Raw genomic sequence first — 26872 nt, 5'->3', positions numbered from 1 at the left:
TTGCAGCCAAGTTCGACTGTCAACTCATAATTACTTTGTTCGCTATTTTCAAGTCGACGTAGGACGCAAATATAGGAGTAGTAACTTGAGTCACCAATCCCATTGAGTTTTTGAACTACCTCAAGCGAGGAGGTAGAAACTTAGGGGCGTGACCAAGAACTGTCTCCAAATAGTTTTGTAGTATATCTATTTGATATTATATTTATTTAAATAGAAAAAGTTGTAGCCCATACGAAGGAAGTCTATACTTATGATTAACTAATAGTGACTCATAAATAGGTGATTCAATATGGGTGTAATTGAAGAATTTAGATCAGTACACCGCGACGAAGGCGTACTCAAGGCTGGAAAGTGGGCCGGAAGAAACGTTCTTCTTTCCTTTTATCACCCAGCAGCATACAGGTTTGTAGACGCGATATCGCCGCTTGTACTCGATCGAAAAGAGATGGAACAGCGGTTTCAAACTAATCGGTCTATCGAATACTATGATCGTAAGCGAAAGATAGAGATCGATCTTCCAGCCGGGGAAGATCACGTAGAAACGATCGGCAAACGTGTCGGCACATATACGATTAGTCAACCGTTCGTAGGGGTGCTCCAAGATGCCAACCTTTTTGGCGCATATCCGATCCCGGTAGACGACAATAACAATATCGTTATGGAGGCAATTGTTAGTCCGGAGGTACTAACGCTAAATATTATGAGTTCTGCACGGGAATTTGTTTCCAATCCTCTGGAGGGCCGCACCGAGGGGGACTCCGGGTCCATCGGGAGTGCAGTATTGCTTTATAATCGATGGAACGACGGATATTATCATTGGACGGTTGAGACCCTGAACAGACTCGAGGGTGTCGAAAAATACACCGATAGAACTGGTCACCAACCGAAACTCATTGTCGGTCCTGACCCGAACCGTTTTCAACTAGAAACATTAGAACTTCTTGGGTATGAAGAAGACGATCTTATCAAGTGGGATCAACGGACGAAGTCAGTCGACCGGTTGGTTGTACCCTCGATGCGACGCGAGTACAATTTGGGAACAGTATCACCGGTTGCAGTCCAGTGGCTCCGCGACCGTATGCGAACAGCAGTCGCAGATAGAGAACTTGACATAACGGAGAACTTATCAAAGCGTATATATATTTCTCGTGAAGATGCTCCCCGCCGCCAGGTTGTTAATGAAGACGAGATAACTGATATCCTCGAAAATCGGGGATTTGAAAAGTATGTACTCTCAGAGAACAGCGTTGCCGAGAACATTCAGTTATTCGCGCAGGCAGACTTGATTGTGGCTCCCCACGGGGCAGGACTTACGGACCTTATCTATGCTACAGATACCACCGTCATCGAACTCTTCCGGTCGAACGACGTACGTCCAACGTACTACGTTCTCTCAGAACATCTCAATCACCGCTATCGCTGCTTACTATGTGAGTATGAAGGTCCAGATTTAGTAGTCGATCCCGACGAACTCAAGTCGATAGTTGATATGGAACTGTCAATGAAAGGTTCGCCGGTATCATAGGAAATCATATAAGAAAGGATCTTTATTTTGCTAAGTGCGGCTGTTCTGTATTAGTTACTCAGAAAATATACCATTGATATTATCACTTGTTCTCCGAGATCCTTCTGGTTACATTATATATAACCTGAAGAACTTCACTTGCTGGTGAACTGTGCTCTTTGGCCTTTGGTTCTTTTAATAATCGATTATTACCTATCTCATCTAGTCACATAATCATTATTCTCCCAATCTCACAGTTGCATTGCCTGAAATCCGAAGCACCGTGACATTTCCAGAGTATCGATACATGTTCTTACCGTTTCCGACAATCCCGATAACACGCTGGTCAGAGATATCCGATGGAAGCTCATCCCAGGCAGTACTATTCTCAACTTGGGTTAACGTGTCATTTTTTTCGACCTCACCAGTGACCTTGAATGTATAATTGCTAACATCATCATTGTTACTCCCATCGACAACTATCTTCTTTGCCAAGATATCATCTCCATCACGGTCTTCCGTTTCTTTGTTTGGAACTTCTGTGATCGAGTCGAAAGTATCCAAATCTAAACGCTGACCGGCAACAGTAACTATCGAAGACTCCTCAAAGTCGCCTATTCTAAGTATCTGTCCATCCTTGATCTGGTAACTTTCCACACCGCCCGCCGTGTACCCATGGATATACCAGCGACCGTTTCTTTCTGAATGCACGATCTTGATACTCGTCTTCGTCTTTATTCGTATCCGAACCGGGGATGACTTCGTCGGCATCAACTTCAATCAGGTATTCCGCGAGACTACTATTCGTCGTGATTTCTACCTCGAAGTCGCCTTCGGGAAGGTAAGAATCAGATTCCGTGATGCTCTCGCCGGAGGCGGCCTCTTCAGGACTACTAGGGCAGTTCTCGGGAAGCCGATCTTGCGGTGTGTCAACCGATGTTGCGTGTATGTTGTCGGTCGTTGCCCCCCGTGTGCGACCTCAGTACCCCATCGGCTATTGTTTAGAGCTACCTCGGCAGTGTCACTCTCGACGTAATTTCCATCGCCCAACGCTATATCACCGGATTCGGAGTTGAGGATATCTGAGTCGTAAATATCAGTCTCCTCTATGAACGCCCAGATGCCGCGCCACCCTCCAACGGAGACGCTGTTGTGGATGCTTGATCCGTCCGTCCCCAGACGGAAGTTTGAGGTGCCACATTCGTGAGCATAACAGTCTTCGATCCGAACAGTCCCACCTGATCCGGGAAATGGATGGCTATTCGGGTTTCCTGGCGCGCTTGCATAGATGCCGTTATCCTGATAATCGTTAAGGTAACAGCCACGGATATCGATATGGCCAGCATGATCTCGCCAAACAAACATTCCTGATGGGCCACCGCCGTATGATCTATCGGACTCAGTGGTGATCCCGAGATGTACGTTCTCGACGACACCTGTCTTGTCGTCATCAGGAACACGGAGACGAAACGGATCAGTGTTCGTCGTCCTATCCCAGTGACCACGAATGCCGACATTGCGGATCGACCAATCGTTACCTGATGCAGAAATGTCGTATTCCGCACCTTGAGCCGAAATGTCGATCAGAACGTTTTCCAAGGATTCTTCGTCGCCTAAATGCTTGCGGTAGGTTTCTCCTGACGATACGTTAATTATATCATACTGAGTTTCAGCCGAGACCATACTACCTGTAGCAATCAACGCAGCTCCCCCGGCAGTTGCCTTGAGATACGAACGCCGGCAGAGTGAGATGTTATCCTTCGCATTCGCTTGCTTACCAGATGAGTCAGTTTGTTCTTCGCTCATACGATTTAGTTAGAGCTAACCTTATCTATATAAGCTTTCTTTTTATTAAACTATAAATATTAAAAAAGCACTTAAATCTAACTTAATATATTTAATAATAGGCATACTATAGTAATATACTATAAAATTAAGTATAGTACATGTACCCGGCAATAAGTCATTACTGACGGCTATCTCCTGACGGGTCGACGCACAATATGCGGTGTTTTGTTATTTTCTTCAGAACTGTCGATTGACATTCTACGTATTAACATAGAAAGCAGCTACCGGCCTTATTTAATCGATACATCATAATCGGTAGCAGGGCTGTAATGTCCCCTCTCAGTAAAATACTGCATCAACTTTGGATCAATAGACATATAACAATATCCGTCTCTACCGATCATATTTATGAACGATTTGAATCTATGACTGGAACAACATCAGAGAAGGCATTTATTCTGGGTATCGACGGCGTTCCCTGGAACCTGTTGCGAGAGTGGAGTGAAGCAGGAGAACTACCAAACTTCCAGCGACTCTTTGAAGAGGGCGCTGCCGGAGCGCTGAAAGCACCGTCCCGCCGACAACACCTCTGGCCTGGCCGTCTATCGCCACCGGCAAATGGGCAGATAAGCACGGCATCTACGGTTTTCACGCGCTTGAATCCAACTATACCCACAGCATGTACACGGGAGACGACCGAAAACAGCCCGCGCTGTGGGATATCCTCTCGCCGGCGGTTGTAGGCAACGTTCCGATGACGTACCCGACCGACGAGATCGACGGGACGATGATCAGTGGTATGATGTCACCGGATATCGACGAAGGGTTTACTCATCCGCCAGAGCTACGGTCAACAATACAGAAAAAATCCCGGAGTACCGGATCGGACTCGACTGGTATGAGTACGCCGACGACCACGATGATTTTATCTCCGATATTGACGGGCTGCTTGCGGCCAGGCGGGAGTTGATGAATCTGCTCGCCAGTGAACGTGACTGGCGATTGTTCTTTTTCGTGTACACTGCCCCGGACCGACTCCAGCATCTTATCTGGGACAGGACGGTGATACTCGATCACTACCGAAAACTCGACGACGTGGTCGGAGAAGCTATGAGTTATGCTGAAGACGAAGACGCAACATTATACGTCGTGTCGGACCACGGTTTTGGCCCTATCTCGAAATTCGTCCACCTCAATACTTTGCTCGCGGAGCAAGGATTCCTCACGCGCAAAAACAACGACGGTGCGCGAGGGCCATTGGCGAAGGCGGGCGTGACGAAGACGACAGTACTCGACGCGCTTGATCGACTCGGAATAACACCAGATACGCTTGTACGACACCTCCCGAAATCAGTTATTGACGGCGTTGCAGAGCAGATTCCTGGAGAACACGGACTTTACGACGTCGACTTCGAGGAAACTGTTGCATTTGCACACGATCCGAGTCAGATATTCGTTAACGACGTAGAGCGGTTCTGAAGACGGAACTGTTCCGCAGGCCGAGGTAGAAACGGTCAAGCAAGACGTTATGTCGGCTCTCTCGCAGGTCACTGATCCCGAAACCGGAAAACGGGTGCTAGACCTTCACGACGGCAGTGAGCTGTTCCCGAACGATCCCAGCGCCCCGGATCTTGTCGCAGTCGGCCGCGGTGAGTACGAGGAAAAGACCAAAATCTCTGATGAGGCGTTCGCACCCGCCGGAACCAAGGCTGCCAGTCACCGCTCTGAGGGTGTATTCCTCGCATGGGGACAGGATGTGACGCCAGGGTCGTCGCCGAGGGACGCGTCCGTCGTCGACGTCGTACCGACCGTACTTTACGATGTCGGCGAACCGATTCCCAAGGCCGCCGACGGACGAATTCTAGAAGAAATATTTGCAGGGGAAACCTCTGATACCACCGAACCCGTCGGGAAAAAATCGTATGAGATAGCAGCTACGGACTCGGCCAGTGAAACGAGCGATGAAGAGTTCGACGAAGTCGAGGACCGACTGCGAGGGTTGGGATACTTGGAATAATTTATCGATATCCGAGCTGTTCCAACTGTTTTTTCGTCTCTACGTCGAGTGACCTCTGCTCCACCTCTACTGATCGGTTCTGAAATCCGATTTACCATCTCTCTGGCTTCCGTCTTCGGTAAAGAGGGATCACCGTACGACTGGCTCGAGGCAAGGTACTGTCTGAAGGTGTGTAACAGTTTGACCGAACGATGGCGATCTCCGTCGAACGAACCGGTGTATCCCGATACGAATGCATCGTAAGTGGCTGTCATCGGTCTAACGTACTTTCTCGTGTCATTGAACACGTACCCCCCATCTCTCGTCCAGATACTAGGAGCATTGTAGCACGGATCGACGGCTGTATCGCGATACTTGAACGGCGCTCTCATGAGGCCGTTTGTATAGGCCGGTGCATCTTCGTTTATGTTGCCGAGAAGCGATCGTCCGTCGACATCGATCGCAGTATTTCCACCGTCGACGATTTCTTTGATTGTCGGAAAGAGATCCACGTGCTGTATCAAAGTATCTGCGCGGTCTGAAGAGAGAGAATCGTGTATAAATACGGTCGGAACGTACGCGACTTCCGGGGTGGACGGTAATCCATGGCCGAGAAACCCGCCGTGTTCTCCCAGTAACTCACCGTGATCTGAGAGATATATCACAAGTGTATTTTCGAGTAATCCCTGAGATTCGAGGAGCGCAAGCCGTTCCTCGAACCGATCGGTGCTTCCTTTGACAGTGTCGCGATATAACTCTCTGAGAGAATCAGTATCAGGGATCTCTGAGAACATTTGTGAGGGAGATTGATCACGGAAGCCAACGTACGGTGCATGGCCGCCGTTATCATGTTCTAGTGCGATAAACGGCTCATTCACTCCATCAAGCTCTATCTCACCGGGGGTGTTGAGTATCTCCTGAACTGCCGCCCTGGTCCAGAAAACTTCGTTGTACCCCGAATTCGGCGTAAGATCGAACAGTTGGCTAATCGAGCGATCGAGTGAGTCGTTAAACCAAGTAACACCGTGGCGTGGTACATGGCGTCCAGTAACGATACTGGATACCGATTGCGGTGTACAAAGGCCAGCTGCAGCTGTTTTAAACAACACACCTTTCTCTGTGACTCTATCGGGAACAAAGTCGTAGCGAACCGAATCTGCAATGAAGATATATATGTTGTCAATGACGTCAGTATTCAGCCGATTGAGGGGAGAATTACGCGCCACTGGTATAACGCCTCCACGAGTCAGCAGTAAACCCTTGAGAAGATGCTCCGACAGCCGTCCGTATCTGACGAGCGATTCTACGATTCGCAAGTGACTTTCTGAACCCTCTACTGGCTGTTACTGAAGCGATCAACAGGCAGTTCATCATTGGCCAGCAACCGTCCCTGTTGCTAGAATTGTGTGTTGACATACAGTATTGATTTTAGATTACCAGTAATAGTTACTATTGTACTACTATTTATTGCTTACTACAGTAAAATAAAAAAACTTGTTTACTAATCAGGTATGTTACTTTCATATTACTACTAGTTGGAAATATCGGAGCACTCGAATGAGCTACGTTGGTAGCGAACGGACTGCAACGACGGAACCACAGCTGGGCCGATGTGGGAGATCGGTGGAAACCAAATACACACCGAGGAAATAGTGTGAAGATCCGGTGGCAAACCGATTGTATTTCTAATGACCGATAGCCGTCACCGATTGTAACAGGCACGTCGACGGATCCTATACTCCGGAATGTAGAATCGAGCAATGTAGCGATAGTTGGTGATCAACAGGAGAAAGTCCACCAAACGCGCCAGTAAACCCCCCAAGATCTATGCGACTTCGTGAACTCGACGAACCTATATCAAGAATATAAGTCGTTTACCGATCGTAACTTCGTATCCTATCCGCTTACTCTGCCGCACCTCTTATATAAAACAACTCGAAAGCACCGTTCGACTGAACTCGGTTCACACCTGGTTGGGCCGAGATAGAGTTCAGTTGTGACCGTGAGTAGCGCAATTCTTTGAATGCGATTGCCTCTCGTTCTCTGTCGACTCTAGTGACTGTCAAATAACGAGGTGCAGAGTATTGCTCAGCTACCCCTGCTTCGATTTCCTCGCCCGAGACTGAACCGAACCCACGTGCTCGGCCCGGTTCGGCGCGTTCTACATCTGCGTACCGATCAGGGCCGGATCGAATCCCGTCGAACCCGACGCCATCCTGTTGATGTCCGAACGCCGATTGGTGACCGGACATCGACATGTCTGTAATATGTGGTGAGGGTAGAAAGATGAACGTCGATGGAAATATAGTGAACAACGACAGCACGAGGAGGATTGCAAATCCGATGACAGTAACGCTGTGAAGCGTCCCGTTTGATCGTTCACTTGAGAGTGTGTTCAACACGTAAGAGATGGCAGCAGCACCCACTATTGTCACGAGTACCATCATTAGACCGAAGACACGAAAGTACATCTCTGATACAGATCCGAAAAAATACAGTGCAAATATCACCGCCAGTCCAGACAGACCCCCTACGAAGTAGGTGAGGACCCCATCAGTGTTGTGGGTCAATTTTTCGTCTTTCTCCCAGAAGGAGTATAGGAACAGTAGACCGGCTATCCCGGTGAAAAGTAGGCTCACTCCGAACAGTTTCAAGAAAATCTCGATAATGCTTCCACCGATCTCTACCAACGATGCACCCTGGCTGGCGGCGGACGCAGCTGCGGATCCATTACCGCGGAAGAACTCGACAGCTCTTATAACAGACCTCTCGATCACACTGGTGAAAAATCCGTGATTGGAGGTCCAAAGAAGAAACGCGACTATCATGAATGCAGACTGCGCGTAGACCGTGCGATGAGACGCGATAGGATGTTCTGTGCGGTACCGTCGGAACAGGAATTGAAGCCCTGATACAGCGATAAACATTGCCAGCAGATGTGCGACGAGTTGTGGGTGATATATTACGAGAGCAATCGACGTGGTCGCGAGTGCCGCCCCCACAGAGGACAGCGATCTCGCATCGTCTCCCATCCGAACGTATTTCAACAACAGATACAGAGCGATCGAACTCATCATGATCGCTTGAGACATCGTGTGTGGAAACACGAACGTGCTAAGTGAGGTTATCGGGAGGAAGAGAAACGCCGAGAAAGCGGCGACGGTGGTCGTGTACCTACTCTCGAACACGAGCGACGTCGACAACGTAACGAAGACGCAGAATACACCAGACAGGACCACAGTCACCAGCAACAGTGCATGGGACGGGTCGAGTCCAAACGTATTGCTAAACAACGTCGCAGAGGTATGAAGGCCAGGATAAATCAGTTCGGTGGGCTGGAACGATCCCGATCCGATACCGCGCATCCAGCCCAGGTGGGTGAGTGAATCGCCGCCACCGTAGAATCGGTAGCCCCGCAAAATCGGCAGACCGATGAACACCACCGTAGCTGTGCCACCGAGTCCTAACGCACCTCGCCGAAGCCAGTCGCCAGAGGTTCGTAAAGCGACCACCAGTGCGATGAACATCGCAAAACCGTACGTTAGCCAGAACAGCAGCGGAGTCGCGGTGTACAGGGAGAGTTCGTACCCAGTCGCCGGATTCGAGTGTGCTGCGACGACGGCACCGATGAGAGAGACGTACCCCAGTAGGAGTAATGCTCTCTCAGTCAGCGATCCTGGGGGTGAGTGTTGCATTTGTTGTCGAATCGTTCGGTACAGTACACGTTGTTATACTTGCTATTCTTTTGGTAACCGCTAGCTACGTCGCAACCTTTCTGCGGTCTCCGAGGAATCATCCGTCACGTCGACCCATATGAACGTGTGCCTGTAGGCGGTTTCCTCGTTGACCGTCTCCGGAACACCGTCCCTGTAAAGGTAGTAGCTGAGTCTGAGATCCTCTCCAGTAGTGTCGAGCGTAACTGCGTGGTTGTCGTACCGTTGTTCTCCAGAATCGAGAGTCACCACCCTACGGCGGACTTCGTTGGCCTCGAGAACGGCCACCGACCCGTTGCTTGTGCTGACGCGCTCCACTCGGGTCACGACCGTATACTCCGTCCGGACCTGTTCGTTATTCTCGATACCGACGACAAGCTCACGTTGCTCACCCGTAGCAAACACCTCGGGATACTCTCCGGCAACGTACTCTCCGTCTTCTGTCTCGGTCAGCAAAGTCATCTCTGAATAGCGCTCACCGTCCTGGGGTGCCGCGAACGCAAACCCAACGACTGCGACCGAGAGAACGATACTCAAGACGAGTGCAACGTTCACTACCGAGTTTCGGAGGTTGCCTGCAACCATGAATTTCCAAATCCGGCCGCTCCACGCTAGTATCGACACCTCGAATCGTGCTTCGGGACTGACAGCACTTCTGGTGAGGGCACTCGTCACAGCACCCAAGAAGACGAACAGTGAGAGTCCAAGTACGACTGCGTCGACGGTGAACGACCACCTCGAAAAGGCGACTACAAGCGCGAAGAGAGGGAGAATCGCCAGGCTCAGTCCGAACGAAAGGGCCGCACGCTCCGGGCCGTTGAGCGCACAGAACTGTTTGGGGAAGAAACTGACACCGCTGGATCTCTGCCTGGTTTCTGGCACGGTTGATCGGGGAAACAGGGTGGCGACCAGTACGTAACCCGGTAGAAGTAACAACAACGGAGCGCCCAGGGCGACTCGAAGTGGCGGTGACTCCAGCCCGACTACTACAATCGAAAGATCGACGACTGCCAGGAACGACAGTAGTACGATGACGTCCGATGGAACCCTCGCCAGTAGCCGCGAAACGATTGCGGCCGTAGAATCCGGGACGTTCGGATTGCTCATCGTGCCCCTTGTATTGCACTAACAAACCGAATGTAGGCCCACCACGCTCTACTCAACCAAGCAAAGTCAGTATTCATCTGTTTGCCAAGAGACTCAGTAGAGTGTGGCTTTGTTATGACCTGTATATTCCCCTGAGAGGTCCAGTAAATGGTACTTAGAGACCTCCAGAGGGACATCGTTTCCCTATACGTTGACAATGGTGTCTACCGCAGCAACCCACGAGCCGTCCTGACAAGGTACGTTATCACAGGTTTTCCCTTCGGTATCGTGTGGAGTTCGCCCAGATGGCCAGGAGTCGTCGGCTCGAACGATTCGCTGCGTAGATTACGAACCCCATCTGCAAGCATTGATTCGGACGCCTCGAAGAGACGTGATTTAATATCTCCCCATCTGTTCGCGTCACTGATGTCCACATCTTTGAGCACGATGATCTCTCCCCCGTCGAGCGTTTCGTTCAATCGTTGCAACGTCACTCCCGCTGTCTCTCGCCCGTGAACGTACTCCCAGAATCCCATCGGCATCCCCCGATACTCACGGAGATCACCGTGGTGATAGCTCAGAACCCCGTACTCTGTCGCTGTCAGAACACGACCGACCAACACACCGAACCCAAATCTGATCACTACATCGGCTGACGCCGCTATCTCGTCAACGATATCCTCCGGTAGCTTCTGTTTCCACCCGTCGACGGAAATCGACTCACAGGTACGTCGAGGGGCAGACCGTATCGCGTCGATATCGTCGATCGGAATCTGTTGTTCATGTCGTATGGGGCCTCTGAGGTGACGTGAAGCGGTGAGTAGCCCTCCGACGATTGCCCATTCCCGGAGTTCGAGCGCGCGGCGAACCATCTCCGAGAACGACTGCTGTGGCGAATCGGCGTTAACGACTGATAACGATAGTTCTAGAGAGTCGTCGTCAAGCAGTCGACGTAACGCGTTCGCCTGCCAGACACGCATCTTATCGCTCTCAAAAAGTACACAGATGCGAAGCGTATCAGACATACGATCCCCACTTTTGTATCAGGGAAGAACGATCTCCTATCCCTATGTTTGCTATCATAGTGTCTGGCGCTTTGCTGTCCGTTCGTCAGTCGGAGTATAACCGTCCGCAACGGTCCGATATACCTCGTGAATTTGCTTCGCCATCCGTTCGCTACTGAGTTCCATCGCATACTCTCGACCGTTCAGAAAGTTCGTCTTTTCGTAGTATCTCGACGAGGCCGTCGATCAACTCCTGATCGCTCCGGCAGACTGCAGAGGGATCTACATTTTCAAGCCGCTCGCTGACGTCGCCGACATCCGTCGAGACCACCGGAAGGTTACACGCCATCGCCTCCTTGACGACGTTGGGTGATCCCTCACGCCGGGAGGTTAGCAGGAGACAGTCAGCGGCGTTCATGTACTCGAACATCTCCGCGTGCGCGACGCCGCTGACTGTTTGCAGTTCGACGGGATCCGGCAACCGATCGGCGACCGCCGAGACGACGCGATCCGCCCGTGGATAGTTTTTCACCGCTCGATCCGGGCCGTACGGGAAGAGTACGTGTTTTACGTCGGGATCCCAGCCGACTCGATCGATCGCCGTCGACCGGCCGATCGGTTCGAACTTGTCGAGTTCCACACCGTGTGGAATGACGTGTGCATCACAGTCCAGTCGTTCATTCATCGCGTGAGACATGACGATCGTCGCGTCACAGTATGGGGCTAACCGCTCGCTCAACCAGCCGAACCGTCCGGTAAGGTCCGATCCCCAGAGGGAGAGCACTACCGGCAACTGCGGTTGTGCGAGCGCAATTGGCGCCGTCAGGCCGTAGTTTACGTGGATGAGGTCGTACTCACCGAACGAGTGTTTCAGAACCTCCGGATAGAGCCGAATGTAGTCGAAAACCGATCGAGAGGACTCCCGGTCGTACTCCCCGGGGACCGACAAGTTCGTACAGGTGATTCCTCGGTTTTCCAATGCACGCACCTGCAACTGGAAACACGGAGACTTCACTTTCGTCGTCAGATTTAGCACGTGCATCTGCGGGTTCAGAATCTACACACCGGCCATCGTCTCTTTGTTATGAGAGTTATACCGTCGTAACTCGACGAGGCGTGTCGGTCTCTAGCTCTACGCAAACTACCGATGAAGCCCGGGACGTGCCATGTAAGACGTATCCCGAAACAATCTTGCATATTTTCGTGTTTTCGAAACTCTAAGCGGTTTGTGTCCGGTTCAAAATCTATTCTCGAACTACTGTTTTGATATACGTCTTCTAGGTAAGTTGAGCGTGTGTGTAGATTTTATGAATAAATATAATATCCGATTAACAAATAGAGTTGATCCGTAGTCTCAATTGAAATGAGGTATCTGATTTTTACAAACACGCCCGCACACGTTCATCTGTACAAACACGTCGTCGACAAACTACTCGCACGAGGGCACGAGGTACTCGTCCTCGCACGGGATTACGGGTGCACTGTCGAACTACTCGAGTGGTATGATCTGCCGTACGAGGTGTACGGCTACTGTGCCACTGCGAAGGGGTCGCTATTCGCTCGTCTGCCCGCCCACTACGCGCGAGCGGTCCGTGCCGTCTATCGGTTCGATCCAGACCTGATCTTCGGGATGGGCGGATACGCCGCTCACACTGCGGCACTCACCCGAACTCCGTCCGTGCTGGTACTCGACTCCGAGTCCACCTCACTCGATCATTCGATGTCGATCCCATTCGCTCGCGCAGTGCTCACACCGGATACGTTCCGGAAATCTCTGGGCGACGAACATTACGTATTCCCCGGATTCAAGGAGTGTGCGTATCTTCATCCCGATATCTACGAGCACGACCAGTCGATCCGTGAGTCTCTGAGTGTGGGGCCTGACGAACCGTACGTAATCGTCCGGTTGAACGCGTTCGGGTCACATCACGATGTTGGCGAGGGCGGTATCAGTCAGTCCGAGTGCCGGGATCTGATCGAGCGCCTCGCGGACCGTGCAACCGTATTCGTATCTGATGAAGGACGCAACGTTAGCCTCGAATCGGTTCCAGCAGAGCCGTTTTCTTTGCATCCAGCGCTACTCCACGACGCCCTCGCGGAAGCAGAACTGCTCATTGCCGACACGCAAACGATGGTAACCGAAGCAGCGTTGCTGGGAACTCCAGCGATCCGTTCGAACTCCTTCGTCGGGGACTCCGATATGGGCAATTTCCTCGAACTCGAAGACGAGGGCCTTATTTTCAACATCGCTTCGTTCGACGGCGTCATCGAGCAGGCCCAGTTGCTGCTCGATGCAGAGAAGACGGCCTCTATGTGGAACAGACGTCGAAACGAGTATCTCGATGAGAAATGCAACCTCACCGACCTGCTCGTGGAGGTGGCCGAAAATGGTGGGGCCGTCGACGGTATCGAGTCACTCCGGCCGTTCGGCGAACCGGAAAGAATCAAACCGCCGCAACCGGCAGAGAGAATCTGATCGAAAATCCGACCTATTCCCTGGTATCCGCTCCGGGTTTTTTGATATCTCTACAAAAATATTGGAATAATTGTCTTATAGAAGGACCGCAACGAGCGGTGGCCACAGTCGAATCCGATCATCAGGAGAGCGGTATAAATCGTGGAGACCGACCTCCAACCCACCCGTATCGTAGCAGCCCAGATGCTCTATCCAGTGCAACCGCGCCCGTTTATCGTTCAATCTCTCGTTCGAGCGTTTCGACGATGCTACTGGCGGCGGTGCCATTACCGTACAGATCCGGCTTCGACGGAAGGTTACCAGCGGAACGGATCGCGGCGCTGATCCGCTCAGCGCTGGCACCGACAAGCACGTTCCAGCCAGCGTCGATTGTCTCCGTCCACTCCGTCGTGTCTCGCAGTGTTACGCAGGGTGTGTTCAGGTAGAACGCTTCTTTCTGAACGCCGCCGGAGTCCGTCGCGACACACCGGGCCTTTTCGATGAGCTTGATAAAGGAGAGGTATCCGATAGGATCGACAATATCGAGGGTTTCTGTCGCGCGGTCCCACAGGCCGAAGTCCTTGAGTGCCCTGACGGTACGTGGATGTGCCGGAAGGACGACTGGATACGGACAGTTCGTTAGCCCCTCGACGATCCCTGCGAGACGATCCGGATCGTTGGTGTTTCCGGCGCGGTGGACGGTCGCGAGCACGAACTCGCCAGGGATATCGATCACGTCGACCGTATCTAGACGGTCACGGACCTGCAGCAGGGTGTCGTACATGACGTCTCCCGGAGTGTACACACCTTCGGTGATTCCCTCGGCTTGCAGGTTTTTCTTAGCTGCTTCTGTCGGGGCGAACAGTTGATCCGAGCAATGATCCGTCAGAATCCGGTTTACTTCTTCCGGCATCGAAAAGTCTCCGGAGCGTAGCCCCGCCTCGATATGTGCGAGCTGTGTTTGCTCTTTTGCTGCGACCAGTGCACCGGCTAGCGTCGAGTTGGTGTCGCCGTACACGAGCACGACGTCCGGGCAGGTGTCACCGATCACTGATTCCAATCGAACCATCATTTCGGCGGTCTGAGTCGCGTGAGAGCCAGAACCGACGCCGAGATTGTGATCCGGTTGGGGAATCGCCAACTCCTCGAAGAACACGTCCGAGAGTTCTTCGTCGTAGTGCTGACCAGTATGGATTAGCGTCTCGGTGTGGCTCTCCCGGAGGGCCCGGGAAACCGCGGCTGCCTTGACGAACTGCGGTCGTGCTCCGACGATTGATAGGACATTCATCGTTCGATATCGGGAAGCCGTTCGTTGACGTTCCTTTCGAGTGGCTTGCTGTTGCTCCTGTCAAAGATCATCGCAAGCGTGATACAGAGACCACTGATCAGGAGCGTCAGTAGCGACAGTATTCCGTCGAGTGGCGTGGGCGTGGAGGCGAGTGCTACCCAGCCAGCGTACGTCAGTCCGCTACAGATTCCGATCGATCCGAGTGCATACAACAGGATGAGGGGGTGGAACTCCATAACGACGTATTTCGTCTTGAACCGCCACAACATGCGGTGAACGAGCAGTCCAGAGAGCATCGGAATGAACCGGGAATACCGGATATGGCTTTCTTCGTCTCCGTATTTCGACTCCATCCAGACGTCTGTAACCCGCATTCTGTGCACGTTGAGGGCGACCAGTAGGTCATTGAGGAAGCCGTAGTCGTCGTGGAGGCTATCGATGTCGACTACTGCCAGCGCATGCGAGGAAATTGCTGTATATCCGTTCTGCGGATCCGATATCTGCCAGTACCCACTGCTGACTTTTGTCAGGAAAGACAGTATCGAGTTGCCGAACAGCCGCCAGGCCGACATCTGCTTCCGGTGGTCGCTCCGAGACAGTCGGTTGCCTTTCGCGTAGTCAACGTTCCCCTCGACTACCGGGTCGATAATCCGGTGCAGAATAGTCGGATCCATCTGGCCATCGCCGTTCACCACAGCGGTAACGTCGATTCCGTCCTCACGAGCGCGCCTGTAACCGGTTTTGATCGCCGCCCCAACGCCGCGGTTCTGGTCGTGTCGGATACTTATAGCCCGGTCCGCGAGCAACTGCCCGCCATCACCGTGGATCTTTTTCTTTTTGCCCCCCGGATCTTCAGGATTCTCCTCCTGAATGGTCTCTCTGATCTCCTGCCACGTTCCGTCGGTCGAACAATCGTCTACCACGTAGATTCTGTCGACGAATCCGGGCAGCGTCTCGATGACATCGCTTACGAGACCCTTTTCGTTGTACGCGGGAACGACGACCCCAATCGTCTTATTCTTATACATGACGTCCACCGGCCGATGGGCCGAGAGGTGCCCACTGATTTCGGGCAAAATCAATGACCCCACTATCGACTGCGCGCGCCAACTGATCAGGAGGAGATAGTGTTACGGCAAGTCGTCTATTTCCGGACATTGTTGTTGATACGGTATATTATCGCTGAGAAAGGATTCAATTAGTTATAAACAGTATTCTACAATAGCCACCCCCATATACGGCCTCTAGTCCAGTTCCCGGCCGATTGCTGGTCCTTTTGTAGATGGTGAATACTGCGCCAACCAACCAGCAGTCTCGCGTTTAGCCCGACCGGATTCCCAGCTACCTCCTACGACGTAGGTTCCGGGAGATGGGTTCAACAAACTCGGCGGTATCGAACTCCTACCGGCTACTTTCTTCGCCCACTCGCGGTTACCCTCAGAATCAGTTTTCACTAATAGTATATTTTTCTGCTTCGACGACCGTACAGTACCCGCCGATAGGAGTCCATCGTCACTCGTTTGGATAATATCGACAGCCAGCATATCGTTCGGATCGTCGTACGTTCGTTGCCACTCCATGCCTCCCTCCGCGTCGAGACTTGCGAGCCATCCCTCTTTTTGTTGTCCACCGGTGTTATTACTCACTCCGGCGATGACGATTCCACCGTCGTCTTTCTGTATAACCGATCTACCGACGACACCCCCGTTCCGTGACATACTTTCTTCCCAGTCTACGGTACCGTCACTGTCGGTCATTACAATCCAGCAATCCGTATCTTCGTCTAACGTCGTTCCAACGAGCGCGTAGCCATCGTCTCTTGTTCTGACAATGTCTTCGAGCATATCCGTGTAGCTCCGGTCGTAGGTGCGTTCCCATTCGACTCGGCCATCCCCAGTCGTCTTGAGCAACCACATATCCTGCCCGGCGGTCGCGTAGGACTGGGTACTGCCTCCAATCACGTATCCGCCATCGTTGCTCTGGACGACTTTTTGGCAACAGTCGAACGCGTCGCCGCCGAACGTCCGTTCCCACTGAACGGTTCCACGCTGACCAGTGCGAGTGAGGACGATATCGTCGCCATCGGTAGTAGACGATGTACCGGCGAAGACGTGTCCATCCTCGACTGGCTGTATCGACCTGACGACACAGACACCCTCGTGGTGCATTCGTGAGGACCATTCGAGGGATCCGTTCTGATCCGTCTTTGCGATCCAGAAGTCCGGACTGTCACCGATTCCGCCGGCGAGAATATACCCCCTTCGGTATCCGCGGCGATATCACAGATTGCAATGTTGTCGTCGTCAAAAGACCGTTCCCAGTCGCGTACTGCCGGAGTCACCGTCCCTGTGAGGGTCGACGGTTGGTGCAAGTCTAGAAAATGCAACCAGTGAGCCAACGGTCTTAATGACACTATCCTGGAACCGTGTTGCTATCCACCGTCCGATCGAACTCCGACCCGATTCAACGAATCGGTTCTGTCGCTTCCTGTCGACGGGGGACTGATGATCCCTTCCAATTCCCCGGGCCCCCGAACCCTCTCTGTCCGATCCAGCATTACTGTCCGCGGAATCGGTCCTGCCAGATGCCATATCGACGTGTATTCTATATCTGTATAAAGTAAGTCAGTGTATACAGATCTGGTAAACAAAATACCAAAACTACCAATCAATCCATAAATAGCATATTCGCCGGAAATTATAATTAATGTGCTATCTGTGGATCGTTTGCTATCTTTCTACGAGGAGAAAATCCAACCTGCCTCCGGGGAGACGTTACTCCTCGAAACGCGTCCGAACGCTTTCGGCGTGAGCGTCGAGGCCTTCTGCCTCCGCGAGCGTCGTAATCGTCTCGCTCAGCTCGCTCAGGGAATCACGGTCGAGTCGTTGTACTGTCGTCGAGCGCACGAAGGTGTCGATAGAAAGCCCGCCCGTCAACTTCGCGCCACCGCTCGTCGGGAGGACGTGGTTCGTCCCACTCGCATAGTCGCCCGCCGCAACCGGCGTGTACGGACCAAGAAAGACGCTCCCGGCGCTGTCGATCCGGTCGAGTACTTCATTGTCGTTCTCGGCGAGAATCGAGAGGTGCTCGGCGGCGTACTCCTCGGCGAAGAGGATCGCCTCGCTCATCGACCGGGCGTGAAGAACTGCGCTCGCCTCGCCCTCGAGCGCTTCGCGAATCACGTCGGAGCGCTCGCGCTCGTCGATTTTTGCCTCGACCGCCTCGCCGATTGCTTCGGCAAGGGCCTCGTCGTCGGTGACCGCAACGACGGACGCGTTCGGGTCGTGCTCGGCCTGTGCGACCAGATCCGCCGCGACGTACTCCGGATCGGCGGTCTCGTCCGCGACGACGAGTAGTTCGCTCGGTCCGGCGAGGAAGTCGATTTCGACGTCGCCGCGAACCTCGGCCTTCGCGGCCGTCACCCATCGGTTCCCCGGCCCGACCACCTTCTGAACGCGCTCCATCGACTCGGTGCCGTAGGCCAGCGCGGCGATGGCCTGTGCGCCGCCGACGCTGTAGACTCGATCCGCGCCAGCGGCGTGGATCGCCGCCAGCGTCGCCGGATTGATCTCGTCGGCCGGCGGCGTCGCCACGGCGACATCCTCGACGCCTGCGACTTTTGCCGGGACGACGCCCATGATCGCGCTGGAGGGGTACGCGGCCGTCCCGCCAGGAGCGTAGACGCCGACGCTGTCGAGGGGTCGGAACCGCCGACCGAGTTCCCGTCCGTCGAAGTCGTCGGTCCAGTCCTCGGGTATCTGTGCCTCGTGGAACTCGCGAACGTTCGCTACGGCGTCATCGATAGCCGCGCGCAGGTCGTCGTCGATCTCCTCGTAGGCGCGCTCGATCTGATCCGTGATCTCCAGGCTCCCGACCTGTACGTCGTCGAACTCCCGGCAGAACTCCCGGACTGCGACGTCTCCTTCCTCACCGACGCGGCCGACGATCTCCGCGGCATCGGCCCGGATCTCGTCGACGCCCGCGTCGCGGTCGAACAGGCTCGACCGCTCGTCCGGCGAGAGGTCGGCGACTGTTTTGTAGTTCATACGGTCCGTTACGCCGGGAGGGCAAAACCGCTTTCCGTCTGTGTCTGTCTGCGGACAGAACCCTCGCCAAACGAGTCGCGGGACGCGTTCGACTGACCAGTGTTCGGTCGACAGATCCCGTTTATTGTTCGCGTCGACGTATGTATACGTATGAGCGAGTCGAGATTTGGCTACCTCATGGCGGAGAACCTACCGTTGTTCACCGATCTTTACGAGTTGCGGATGATGCAGGCGTACTACAATCAGGATCACAATCCACGGGCGACGTTTAGCCTGTTCTTCCGTGATCTCCCGCCCGAACGTGGGTACACGATTGCGGCCGGACTCGAACAGGCCATCCAGTACATTCAGAACATTTCCTTTGACGACCGGGCGATCGAGTTTCTGCAGGAACAGGGGTTCGACGACGACTTTCTCGCGTCCCTGGACTCTCTGGAGTTCACCGGCGAGGTTCGCGCCCTGCCTGAAGGGACGCCGGTCTTCGCGAACGAACCGATGCTCGAAGTCACCGCACCGATACTGCAGGGACAGTTGTTCGAGACGGCCGTCATCAACCAGATCGGCTTTCAGACGCTCATTGCGACGAAAGCGAGCCGAATGCAGGACGTCATCGACCGATACGGCGACGATCAGCGACTGGTAGATTTCGGCTCTCGGCGCTCGCACGGGACGGATGCTGGGATCAAGGCCGCCCGGGCCGCATACATCGCTGGCTTCGATGGGACGTCGAACGTCGCGGCGGGCGAGCTGTTCGACATCCCGGTGTTCGGGACCATGGCCCACTCGTGGGTCCAGAGCTTCGAGTCGGAACGGGACGCCTTCGAGACGTTCGTCGACGAGTACGGCGACCAGAGCGTCCTGTTGATCGATACCTACGACACGGTCGAGGGCGCGAAACTCGCACGCGACGTCGCGGACGCGGCCGACGTAGACCTGCGGGGCGTCCGTCTCGATTCCGGCGATCTGCCAGCCCTCTCGAAAGCGGTCGACGAGGTCGCTCCGGAACTCGACCAGTTCATCTCCTCCGGCATCGACGAGTACGCCCTCCGAGAGTTTTTCGAGCGCGACGGCATCGGCGTCGGGTTCGGGCCCGGGACGGCGCTGGTGACGAGCACGGACGCACCAAAGATCGAAGGCGTCTACAAACTCGTCGCGGTCGAACGCGACGGCGAGATGCACCCCTCGATGAAACTCTCGAAGGGGAAACTGACCTATCCCGGCGCGAAAAGCGTCCACCGGATCGAAGAAGACGGCAAGTACATCGGAGACGCGGTCGGACTCAGGGAGGAGTCGCTTCCCGGAACCGAGCAACTCGTCACCGTCGTCGAGGACGGCGAGCAGGTGATCGATCTCCCCGATATCGACACGATCCGAGAGAGAGCGCGAGAACGCAGACGGAAACTCCCGGAGCAGTCTCGTCGTATCGAGGACCCGGCCTCCTACGAGGTTCGGATCAGCGATGGCCTGCAGGCGGAGACCGAACAGTTACAGCAGTCGCTCGAACGCAGCGTCGGCGGGTAGTCTTCCGTCTCGGGAGTCGACCCTGTCGCTACTACTGCGCGTTCAGTCCGGTTTCCTGGCTGTGATGACCGGCACTGGTGCAGAGCGGACCGTTTTCTCCGTGACGCCACCGAGCGATATCCGATCGGTCTCTCGCCTGCCTGTCGTTCCCATCACGACGGCGTCGATGCCCTGTGCCTCGATACAGTCCAGAATCTCCGAGAGGGGCGTTCCGTGTTCGATGTACCGTTCGGTGTTCGTCACCCCCTGTGCCTCGGCCTCCTCGACGATGTCGTCCACGGCATCGGTCGCCGCCTCCTCGCTATCCTGCCCCGATAGCGTGGACAGCACGTCGATACCCAGTAGGGAATCGTCCACGACGGAGAGGGCATGCACGGTTGCATCGAGCGATGCTGCGAGCGAAATGCCGTGCTGAGCAGCGTATGCTGCGCCGGCGCTCCCGTCCGTCGGCACGAGGATGTCCTCGTAGGGAAACTCCAGTTGCTCGTCGGGTTGCATCCGTGCCGTGAGAACCGGAGCGGAGGACAGACGGAGGACCTTCTCGGTGACGCTCCCGATGAGGTATTGTGAGACCCCTTCCCGGCCGTGAGTCGATATCACGATCATGTCCTGATCGTATCGCTCGGCGTACTCGACGATGGTCGGCGCAGGGTTCCCCTGGACTACGTCGGACCGGTAGTCGACACCGAGCGTACTCAGGGCCTCCTCTGCCTCCTCGAGGACCACCTCTCCTTTTTGTTCGAGTGCGTCGACGACTTCCGTTTCGACGACGGTGACGCTCTCCCGGGTCGTATCCGCGACATACAGGAGTTGGATGGTTGCATCGGCCCAGTGTGCAATCTCGGCGACGTGATACAGCACCGTCATCGCACCATCGCTCCCGTCGAACGGGAGCAGAATATCGTCGTACATTGCTACTAGATAGCACTACGAGGCAGAGATGCTAAAAGTTGGTCTCACATGGTGGCCGACTGAGGCCAACCGATGTCGTCGACGGATGGTCTGTTCGGCTACGGAGACATCGGTTCGAGATCCGCTAGCGGCCTCGCTACGGGGACATCGTCTCTCGCATACGGAAATGTGGCCCGGAACACTACCGGACGAGGAACTACTAGTACCTTCCCAACCGTCGAGTTGGTAGTTCTCGACCTCCTCGATTGACGGATACAGCCGGTGAAGTTGTGTCTGCGCATCCTCGCTTGTGAACTGCCAGTTAACAGTAACATTCTGCTCGTTGCGTCCTTGTTCCCACGCAGCGACCTCCGCATGGATGGTCGCTGCATCCGGAATCCGTCGGTTGAGACACTGCGTCTGGAACGTTCTCCAGACGAGTTCGGCCATGTTCAGCCAACTCCCGTGCGTGGGCGTTTAGTATCTCCGCACACTGTTCAGCTTTCGTTCAGTATACGAGCTTCGATGACCATTTCTATTTCCCTACGGACGGCATCGACGTCGACGCCATCGGCGGTTGCCCGGCGGAACAGTCCACCCAGTAGAACCGTCAACAGGAACTCAGCAGTCCGCTCAGGGTCAACGTCGCGGAACGTTCCTTCTTGGATACCCCGTTCGAGGACGCTCGTTAGCCGGTCACGCATTGAGCCGTCCATCTCGGTGAAACGATCACGGTAGTCCTCGCTGTACGTTCCCTGCGAGCGCAGTTCGACAAGCGGTCGTCCAGGCTGAATTTCCATTCCCTCTACGGGGGGCACTGATTCGTCAGTCACTCCGTAGAGTCCGAAGTCGATGTACGCCCACAATACGTCGATCGGGGCGGCATCGGCTTCAAGCCCTTTTAGAGGCCCCCGAACTGGCCAAGCATCTCGTCCAAGAACGCGAGCAACAGATCGTCCTTGTCCTCGAAGAAATGATAAACCGAGGACTTACTCAGATTGGCCTTCGAAGCGATCCGCTGGATCGACAGCCCAGCGAACCCGTTTTCCTGAACCGTCTCGAACGTCGCTTGCATGATCCGTCCGCGCGTATCTGTTGGCTCGCCTCCGAACGGAAACGCTTCCTGCGAATCTTCGCCCATACCGAACGAATGTTCGGCAAGCATGAAATAACTCCGGGTCGCGCTGTCGCCCTGTCAGTGCGTAGCTGCCCATTCTAGAGGCCAAGTATCTATATACCGAACGTTCGTTCAACACATGGTAGGAAAATGTGAGCGACTCGGCGACGAGTAATCCCTCGACAGCCGATCATTTCGTCGAAAGTTTTACTACGGTTGCCGAACGAACGTTCGGTACACAATGGTCGAACGAACGTTCGGTGACGAGCCAGGACGGATCGGGGGCGGGATCCGATGACGAGAGATATTGCCGCAGCGATCGCAGACAACGCACGGATCGTTATCGCAGTTATGCTCGTAGCATCGGTCGTCGTCGGCAGTGGGGTTACGATGCTCGACCGTTCGACGTCGCTCGATCAGTTCCAGACCGACGCCGACGAGGCTGACGCACTCGATTACGTCGAGACCAATTTCTCGTCAGGGGCTGAAAACGCGACCCGTGCACAGGTCATTATCCAAGATGAGGACGTCCTCGACCGGGAGACGCTCGTGGCGATGGTCGAATACGAGCAGTCCATACGCAACAACGAGACAATCAACGAAACGCTCGCGGACGAGAACCCTACCGCGAGCGTCGCGCAAACACTTGCAACCACGTCAATTCGTGAGAACCGCATCGAAGACCTACGAGACCGGCAGCACGAACTCAACGAGACGTCAACGGCCCTCGATAACACGCTCGAATCGCTCGTCTCGAATCCGAACCGGAGAGTGCGCCCGGCGTTCGAGAGCGTTGATGCCAACAGCTCGGTGAATCTCACTGAAGAGGACTACCATCTCTTCAATAGCACCGTTGCGGAGCGTCGCGCTGCTCCCACGAACGAAACAGCACCTGCTGGCCAGAGCGGGGCCGATGGGGTGGAAAATCGAAACCAGAGCAAGAACATTCTCGCCGACGAATACGCGAATGTGTCGAACGAGCAGGCGGAGATCGCGGATCTGGACCCGACCCTCGACGAACAGATCGAAGAGTTACAGTCGCTGAGTGACTCACAGATCGACGACCTCTCTGCGGACGTACTCGCCGGGAACGCGAGCCAGTCCTCCCGGGCGCTGGCGTTCATACCAGAGTACTACGAGCCAGGATCGTCCGACGTGAACGCCACGTTGCTGGTCGTCACACAGGAGAGTTCTGGCGGATCGTTCGCCCCGGGCGACGCCCCTGAGGCGATCGAAGAGGCACAGACTGCGATCGCTGATCTTACCCCCGAGGGCGAGTCGATGTCGGCGCTCGTCTACGGTGATGGGATCGTCTCGACAGAGATTCTCGACTCCATGATCGACAGCGTTCTGCTGGTTGGTCCGCTTGCCGCGGCGTTCGTCCTGTTCGTCCTCGTCGTCGTCTACCGGGACCCCTTGGACATCCTGCTGGGCTTGGGCGGAATCGGACTAGTCCTCGTCTGGACGTTCGGCACGATGGGGTGGTTCGACATCGCGTTCAGTCAACCGTTCATTGTCGTCCTCGTTTTGCTGATCGGGCTCTCGATCGACTATGGCCTCCACGTCGTGATGCGCTACCGCGAGGAACGCGAGGACGAAGACACGCCCCCTCGAAAGCGATGGCTGTCGGCCTCGGGAGCGTCGGCGTCGCGCTCGTCTACGTCACCACAACGACAGCTATCGGCTTTCTCTCGAATCTTACGAGTCCCCTGTCGATCTTCCGAGAGATCGGCCTCGTCAGCGCGATCGGGATCGTCGCCGCGCTGCTCGTTTTCGGCGTCCTCGTCCCGGCACTGAAGGTCGAATTCGACGACGTACTGGAATCCCACGGGTTTGATCGAGTGAAACCGGCGGTCGGCACCGGACGCGGGCCGATCAACAGGATCCTGGACACTGGCTCGACGCTGGCAACGACTGTACCCTACGTCGTCATCGTCGTCGCCGTGTTGATCAGTGGCGTCGGTGCGTACGGTGCGACCGATATCGACGCGAGTTTCGAACAGTCGGACTTCCTCGCGGAAGATCCGGCCGACTGGCTGAAAGACCTTCCTGATCCCATCGCACCAGGCACGTACACGTCTGAAACGGCGATCGAAACGCTCGACGCAGATTTCGTCAGGCGAGATACGACGGCGACGATCCTCGTCCGTGGCAATGTGACTGATCCCGGAACAGTAGATCGGATGGAAGAAGCGCGAGGAAACGCCAGTGACCTGTCTGTCACCGAAACCTACGCCGACGGTTCGGCCGCGATCTCCGACCCGATCACCTTGATGGAAGACGTTGCAGCGCGAAACGAATCGTTCAACGCCACGCTCGCGGCGTCAGATAGCGATGACGATGGCGTCCCCGACAGGAACGTAACTGCTGTCTTCGACGACCTCTACCGGATCGCCCCCGACGAGGCGAGCAACGTCATTCATCGTGAAGACGGCGAGTACCAAGCACTTCGGATGGTCGTGACGGTCGATGGAGTTGCAGAGGGCGAGACGGTGACCGACCAGATGGACTGGATCGCCGAGGATATCGGGGGCGATTACGTCGCCGCGATCGCAACGGGAGACGTAATCATCAACCAGATCACCGCCGATCAACTCGCCGAGACAGCTATCCTGAGTCTCGTCGTCGCGCTTCTGTCAGTGGCGGTGTTCCTCTCGATTGCCTACCGGGTAACTGAAGGGAGCGCCTCGCTCGGCTTTGTCACGATCATACCGGTCGCTATGACGCTTACGTGGGTCCTCGGGACGATGGCACTCCTCGAGATCCCGTTCAACATAGTCACGGGAATGATTACTGGGCTGACGATCGGGCTGGGCGTTGACTACAGTCTGCATATCAGCGAGCGGTTCAATCAGGAACTCGCTGACGCGGAGACCGCCGCAGCAGCCCTCCACGAAACAGTGATCGGTACTGGCGGGGCCTTGCTATCGAGTGCGGCAACGACTGCCGCGGGCTTTGCCGTCTTGCTCGTCGCAATTTTGCCGTTCCTCCAGTCGTTCGGTCTCATCACCGCACTCACCATTGTCTACGCGTTCCTGGCGGCCGTCTTCGTCCTCCCGAGTATCCTGATCGTCTGGGCCCGATTCACGGGACACGAGGACTAAACAGCCACGAGAGCGAGTGTGACATCCACTCCGACAGATCATGTCGTAACACGAACATCCGAAGAGCAACCAACTATGGAAGCAACTCACCGTCCCAGACAGACCGTTTCGTAACGCGAACGATCGGGCGACCATATCCCCTTCCCGGGCGGTCGATCCCAGTTACTGTCTCGATCCGCGGTATCGAAGGTCATACGTCGGTCCGCGAACCTATTCCAGAGGCGATCACAGCTGTTGACATCGACCCCAAACCAGTTGCCGTGAATCGCAATGGCGAAGAGATACCAGTTCTCTGGGAGCTCGACATCGGAGACTGAGGCCTACCCTCTCCTATTCGGTCGAACTTCCTGAAGGGGCCAACGACGGTGACGAGCTGGCGTTCGATGGGACGATACGGACTGGGTCCGATCACTACCCGGTCGAGGGCGATGACACTGCGACAGTCGTCAGTGATGTCTTTTGATTTACAAAACTCATCAAGTGCGTCTCTCCTCGTTATTTTGGCTTTCTCTCCCAGATCGTCCCTCCTGACATAGGCACCGGGATCAGAGTGTTCGAGTAACTTTGCGTGATGCGAGACGACACTATAATCCGGATCAGCCTCCTCAGCCACTTCGTACAAATCTACGAAGGGAATGAAACTCTCATCTACGGATACCGCCTCGGACAGGACCTTGAGAATCCGTGCCTGTGACTGGTGGGCTAATTTGGACGCCTGAATACGAGTGTCAACGGGTTCTTGCTGTGTAGCGGCTATTTCCCTGACCTCGCTCCGGTACTCATCGAGCTTCCGGTTCAGCTTTACAATCTCCTCCGCAAACTCCGGCCCATCTTGGTATCGCTCTTGGAACGCTTCCATCCCGAGCTCAACGACATCGGTAACGCCATCAGTTCACTTCGGCCTACCGTCAGACTGTTCGAGAGCCATCTCCTCAATGATGAACTCCGCCAGTTACTCTTTCGTCACGTCAACCTTGTGTGACGGGCCAAAGTAGACTTCTCCCCGGCGATCATCGTAATTATGCGGAGGCATCGAAAGCGCACCTCCTGAGGTAATATATAATGTCGTTAGTGTTCAACTCGATATAGGGCTCCTCCGAGTTGTAATCGAATTGTGCCGAATACAGCAAATAGGAGCCGTTATACGTCGATTTATACCGGTAAATGAATGTGTGGCCCGGAACACTAACGACCGGCATCATTGCTGGCGGCATGCCGTCTCAGCCGGGAAACCCTCGTGCCGGGCTGGCAGTGCGGCAGGTGCCTGTGTTTTATGCCGCGTGTTGCATGCCTGGGTTCGCCGCGCGTCATTGCGTCCGTGTGGACATACTCGGGCGGGGACAAAGGCACGCAGTCGAC

At 54.7% G+C, this 26872-nt stretch carries 22 protein-coding genes and 1 pseudogene; 8 read left to right on the top strand and 15 right to left on the bottom strand.

What is annotated here, in order from left to right; genetic code table 11:
• Positions 1 to 289 precede the first annotated feature (289 nt).
• A complete protein-coding gene (locus tag ACFQH2_RS10380) occupies positions 290 to 1525 on the top strand; it encodes a glycosyltransferase family 61 protein (protein ID WP_377053349.1) in 1236 nt (411 codons plus the stop codon).
• 216 nt (positions 1526 to 1741) lie between these two features.
• On the opposite strand, the gene ACFQH2_RS10375 is transcribed toward ACFQH2_RS10380, so the two are convergent.
• Together ACFQH2_RS10375 and ACFQH2_RS10370 are read right to left on the bottom strand one after the other, a co-directional pair.
• A complete protein-coding gene (locus ACFQH2_RS10375; protein ID WP_377076712.1) occupies positions 1742 to 2161 on the bottom strand; it encodes a hypothetical protein in 420 nt (139 codons plus the stop codon).
• 159 nt (positions 2162 to 2320) lie between these two features.
• The gene (locus ACFQH2_RS10370) at positions 2321 to 3310 is read right to left on the bottom strand and encodes a hypothetical protein (protein WP_377076711.1); all 990 of its coding nucleotides are present in this window, start codon (positions 3308 to 3310) and stop codon (positions 2321 to 2323) included.
• Between the two features lie 571 nt (positions 3311 to 3881).
• Here ACFQH2_RS10370 and ACFQH2_RS10365 point away from each other — a divergent pair.
• Together ACFQH2_RS10365 and ACFQH2_RS10360 are read left to right on the top strand one after the other, a co-directional pair.
• Positions 3882 to 3962 (top strand): annotated as a pseudogene (locus ACFQH2_RS10365) (hypothetical protein); the annotation flags it as partial.
• Positions 3963 to 4006: 44 nt separating this feature from the next.
• On the top strand, positions 4007 to 4771 hold the full coding sequence (locus ACFQH2_RS10360) for an alkaline phosphatase family protein (RefSeq protein WP_377076710.1): 765 nt from the start codon (positions 4007 to 4009) through the stop codon (positions 4769 to 4771).
• A 336-nt stretch (positions 4772 to 5107) separates the two neighbouring features.
• Here the strand turns inward: ACFQH2_RS10360 and ACFQH2_RS10355 are convergent, their stop codons facing one another.
• The 5 genes from ACFQH2_RS10355 to ACFQH2_RS10335 form a co-directional block, all read right to left on the bottom strand.
• Positions 5108 to 6514, bottom strand: a complete 1407-nt coding sequence (locus tag ACFQH2_RS10355; RefSeq protein ID WP_377076709.1) for a sulfatase-like hydrolase/transferase — start codon at positions 6512 to 6514, stop codon at positions 5108 to 5110.
• Positions 6515 to 7192: 678 nt separating this feature from the next.
• On the bottom strand, positions 7193 to 8983 hold the full coding sequence (locus tag ACFQH2_RS10350; protein ID WP_377053341.1) for a hypothetical protein: 1791 nt from the start codon (positions 8981 to 8983) through the stop codon (positions 7193 to 7195).
• Positions 8984 to 9043: 60 nt separating this feature from the next.
• Positions 9044 to 10108 (bottom strand): DUF1616 domain-containing protein, encoded by a 1065-nt coding sequence (locus tag ACFQH2_RS10345; RefSeq protein ID WP_377053339.1) that lies wholly within the window; start codon positions 10106 to 10108, stop codon positions 9044 to 9046.
• Positions 10109 to 10311: 203 nt separating this feature from the next.
• Complete coding sequence (locus ACFQH2_RS10340; protein ID WP_377053337.1) at positions 10312 to 11112, bottom strand: formyltransferase family protein; 801 nt, start codon at positions 11110 to 11112, stop codon at positions 10312 to 10314.
• A gap of 151 nt (positions 11113 to 11263) precedes the next feature.
• On the bottom strand, positions 11264 to 12040 hold the full coding sequence (locus ACFQH2_RS10335) for a glycosyltransferase family 4 protein (protein ID WP_377076708.1): 777 nt from the start codon (positions 12038 to 12040) through the stop codon (positions 11264 to 11266).
• Between the two features lie 414 nt (positions 12041 to 12454).
• Here ACFQH2_RS10335 and ACFQH2_RS10330 point away from each other — a divergent pair, with 414 nt between their 5' ends.
• On the top strand, positions 12455 to 13567 hold the full coding sequence (locus ACFQH2_RS10330) for a DUF354 domain-containing protein (RefSeq protein WP_377053333.1): 1113 nt from the start codon (positions 12455 to 12457) through the stop codon (positions 13565 to 13567).
• Positions 13568 to 13778: 211 nt separating this feature from the next.
• Here ACFQH2_RS10330 and wecB read toward each other — a convergent pair whose 3' ends face one another.
• The 3 genes from wecB to ACFQH2_RS10315 all read right to left on the bottom strand — a co-directional run bounded on the left by wecB (position 13779) and on the right by ACFQH2_RS10315 (position 16678).
• Entirely contained in the window at positions 13779 to 14834 is a 1056-nt protein-coding gene (gene wecB / locus ACFQH2_RS10325; protein ID WP_377053331.1) for a non-hydrolyzing UDP-N-acetylglucosamine 2-epimerase, read from the bottom strand.
• Entirely contained in the window at positions 14831 to 15862 is a 1032-nt protein-coding gene (locus ACFQH2_RS10320; protein WP_377053329.1) for a glycosyltransferase family 2 protein, read from the bottom strand. The genes wecB and ACFQH2_RS10320 overlap by 4 nt, the downstream gene beginning before the upstream one ends.
• 216 nt (positions 15863 to 16078) lie before the next feature.
• Positions 16079 to 16678, bottom strand: a complete 600-nt coding sequence (locus ACFQH2_RS10315) for a hypothetical protein (RefSeq protein ID WP_377076707.1) — start codon at positions 16676 to 16678, stop codon at positions 16079 to 16081.
• A 147-nt stretch (positions 16679 to 16825) separates the two neighbouring features.
• Between ACFQH2_RS10315 and ACFQH2_RS10310 the strand changes: the two genes are divergently transcribed.
• Positions 16826 to 17008 carry a hypothetical protein gene (locus ACFQH2_RS10310; RefSeq protein WP_377076706.1) on the top strand — a complete coding sequence of 61 codons (183 nt, stop codon included), beginning with the start codon at positions 16826 to 16828 and terminating at the stop codon, positions 17006 to 17008.
• A gap of 600 nt (positions 17009 to 17608) precedes the next feature.
• Here ACFQH2_RS10310 and hisD read toward each other — a convergent pair.
• Positions 17609 to 18880, bottom strand: coding sequence for a histidinol dehydrogenase (gene hisD / locus ACFQH2_RS10305; RefSeq protein ID WP_377053325.1), 1272 nt, complete (start codon positions 18878 to 18880; stop codon positions 17609 to 17611).
• Positions 18881 to 19030: 150 nt separating this feature from the next.
• Between hisD and ACFQH2_RS10300 the strand changes: the two genes are divergently transcribed.
• Positions 19031 to 20401: a nicotinate phosphoribosyltransferase gene (locus ACFQH2_RS10300; RefSeq protein ID WP_377053323.1), complete on the top strand. Its 1371-nt coding sequence runs from the start codon at positions 19031 to 19033 to the stop codon at positions 20399 to 20401.
• Positions 20402 to 20443: 42 nt separating this feature from the next.
• Here ACFQH2_RS10300 and ACFQH2_RS10295 read toward each other — a convergent pair whose 3' ends face one another.
• From ACFQH2_RS10295 to ACFQH2_RS10285, 3 genes are all read right to left on the bottom strand, one after another.
• Complete coding sequence (locus ACFQH2_RS10295; RefSeq protein WP_377053321.1) at positions 20444 to 21313, bottom strand: universal stress protein; 870 nt, start codon at positions 21311 to 21313, stop codon at positions 20444 to 20446.
• A gap of 476 nt (positions 21314 to 21789) precedes the next feature.
• Positions 21790 to 22158, bottom strand: coding sequence for a TetR family transcriptional regulator C-terminal domain-containing protein (locus tag ACFQH2_RS10290; RefSeq protein ID WP_377076705.1), 369 nt, complete (start codon positions 22156 to 22158; stop codon positions 21790 to 21792).
• 35 nt (positions 22159 to 22193) lie between these two features.
• On the bottom strand, positions 22194 to 22433 hold the full coding sequence (locus tag ACFQH2_RS10285; protein WP_377076704.1) for a TetR/AcrR family transcriptional regulator: 240 nt from the start codon (positions 22431 to 22433) through the stop codon (positions 22194 to 22196).
• A 327-nt stretch (positions 22434 to 22760) separates the two neighbouring features.
• Between ACFQH2_RS10285 and ACFQH2_RS10280 the strand changes: the two genes are divergently transcribed.
• Entirely contained in the window at positions 22761 to 24206 is a 1446-nt protein-coding gene (locus tag ACFQH2_RS10280) for an MMPL family transporter (protein ID WP_377076703.1), read from the top strand.
• 386 nt (positions 24207 to 24592) lie between these two features.
• Positions 24593 to 25513 (top strand): MMPL family transporter, encoded by a 921-nt coding sequence (locus ACFQH2_RS10275; RefSeq protein ID WP_377076987.1) that lies wholly within the window; start codon positions 24593 to 24595, stop codon positions 25511 to 25513.
• 190 nt (positions 25514 to 25703) lie between these two features.
• On the opposite strand, the gene ACFQH2_RS10270 is transcribed toward ACFQH2_RS10275, so the two are convergent.
• Entirely contained in the window at positions 25704 to 26372 is a 669-nt protein-coding gene (locus ACFQH2_RS10270) for a hypothetical protein (protein ID WP_377053315.1), read from the bottom strand.
• Between the last annotated feature and the right edge of the window lie 500 nt (positions 26373 to 26872).

The organism is Natronoarchaeum sp. GCM10025703 (genome assembly GCF_042661985.1).
GTDB lineage: Archaea > Halobacteriota > Halobacteria > Halobacteriales > Natronoarchaeaceae > Natranaeroarchaeum.
Note: the sequence above shows the minus strand (reverse complement) of the source record. Positions and strands in the feature narration are given on the sequence as shown.

What these genes read in the sequence shown, in the direction of transcription:
- ACFQH2_RS10330 (WP_377053333.1), top strand. Translation starts at nt 12,455, where the DNA reads ATGAGGTATCTGATTTTTACAAACACGCCCGCACACGTTCATCTGTAC.
- ACFQH2_RS10270 (WP_377053315.1), bottom strand. Translation starts at nt 26,372, where the DNA reads ATGGAAGCGTTCCAAGAGCGATACCAAGATGGGCCGGAGTTTGCGGAG.
- wecB (WP_377053331.1), bottom strand. Translation starts at nt 14,834, where the DNA reads ATGAATGTCCTATCAATCGTCGGAGCACGACCGCAGTTCGTCAAGGCA.
- ACFQH2_RS10345 (WP_377053339.1), bottom strand. Translation starts at nt 10,108, where the DNA reads ATGAGCAATCCGAACGTCCCGGATTCTACGGCCGCAATCGTTTCGCGG.
- ACFQH2_RS10370 (WP_377076711.1), bottom strand. Translation starts at nt 3,310, where the DNA reads ATGAGCGAAGAACAAACTGACTCATCTGGTAAGCAAGCGAATGCGAAG.
- ACFQH2_RS10320 (WP_377053329.1), bottom strand. Translation starts at nt 15,862, where the DNA reads ATGTATAAGAATAAGACGATTGGGGTCGTCGTTCCCGCGTACAACGAA.
- ACFQH2_RS10280 (WP_377076703.1), top strand. Translation starts at nt 22,761, where the DNA reads ATGCTCGTAGCATCGGTCGTCGTCGGCAGTGGGGTTACGATGCTCGAC.
- ACFQH2_RS10300 (WP_377053323.1), top strand. Translation starts at nt 19,031, where the DNA reads ATGAGCGAGTCGAGATTTGGCTACCTCATGGCGGAGAACCTACCGTTG.
- ACFQH2_RS10340 (WP_377053337.1), bottom strand. Translation starts at nt 11,112, where the DNA reads ATGTCTGATACGCTTCGCATCTGTGTACTTTTTGAGAGCGATAAGATG.
- hisD (WP_377053325.1), bottom strand. Translation starts at nt 18,880, where the DNA reads ATGAACTACAAAACAGTCGCCGACCTCTCGCCGGACGAGCGGTCGAGC.
- ACFQH2_RS10285 (WP_377076704.1), bottom strand. Translation starts at nt 22,433, where the DNA reads ATGGGCGAAGATTCGCAGGAAGCGTTTCCGTTCGGAGGCGAGCCAACA.
- ACFQH2_RS10275 (WP_377076987.1), top strand. Translation starts at nt 24,593, where the DNA reads ATGGAAGAAGCGCGAGGAAACGCCAGTGACCTGTCTGTCACCGAAACC.
- ACFQH2_RS10350 (WP_377053341.1), bottom strand. Translation starts at nt 8,983, where the DNA reads ATGCAACACTCACCCCCAGGATCGCTGACTGAGAGAGCATTACTCCTA.
- ACFQH2_RS10315 (WP_377076707.1), bottom strand. Translation starts at nt 16,678, where the DNA reads ATGCTCGAAGACATTGTCAGAACAAGAGACGATGGCTACGCGCTCGTT.
- ACFQH2_RS10295 (WP_377053321.1), bottom strand. Translation starts at nt 21,313, where the DNA reads ATGTACGACGATATTCTGCTCCCGTTCGACGGGAGCGATGGTGCGATG.
- ACFQH2_RS10380 (WP_377053349.1), top strand. Translation starts at nt 290, where the DNA reads ATGGGTGTAATTGAAGAATTTAGATCAGTACACCGCGACGAAGGCGTA.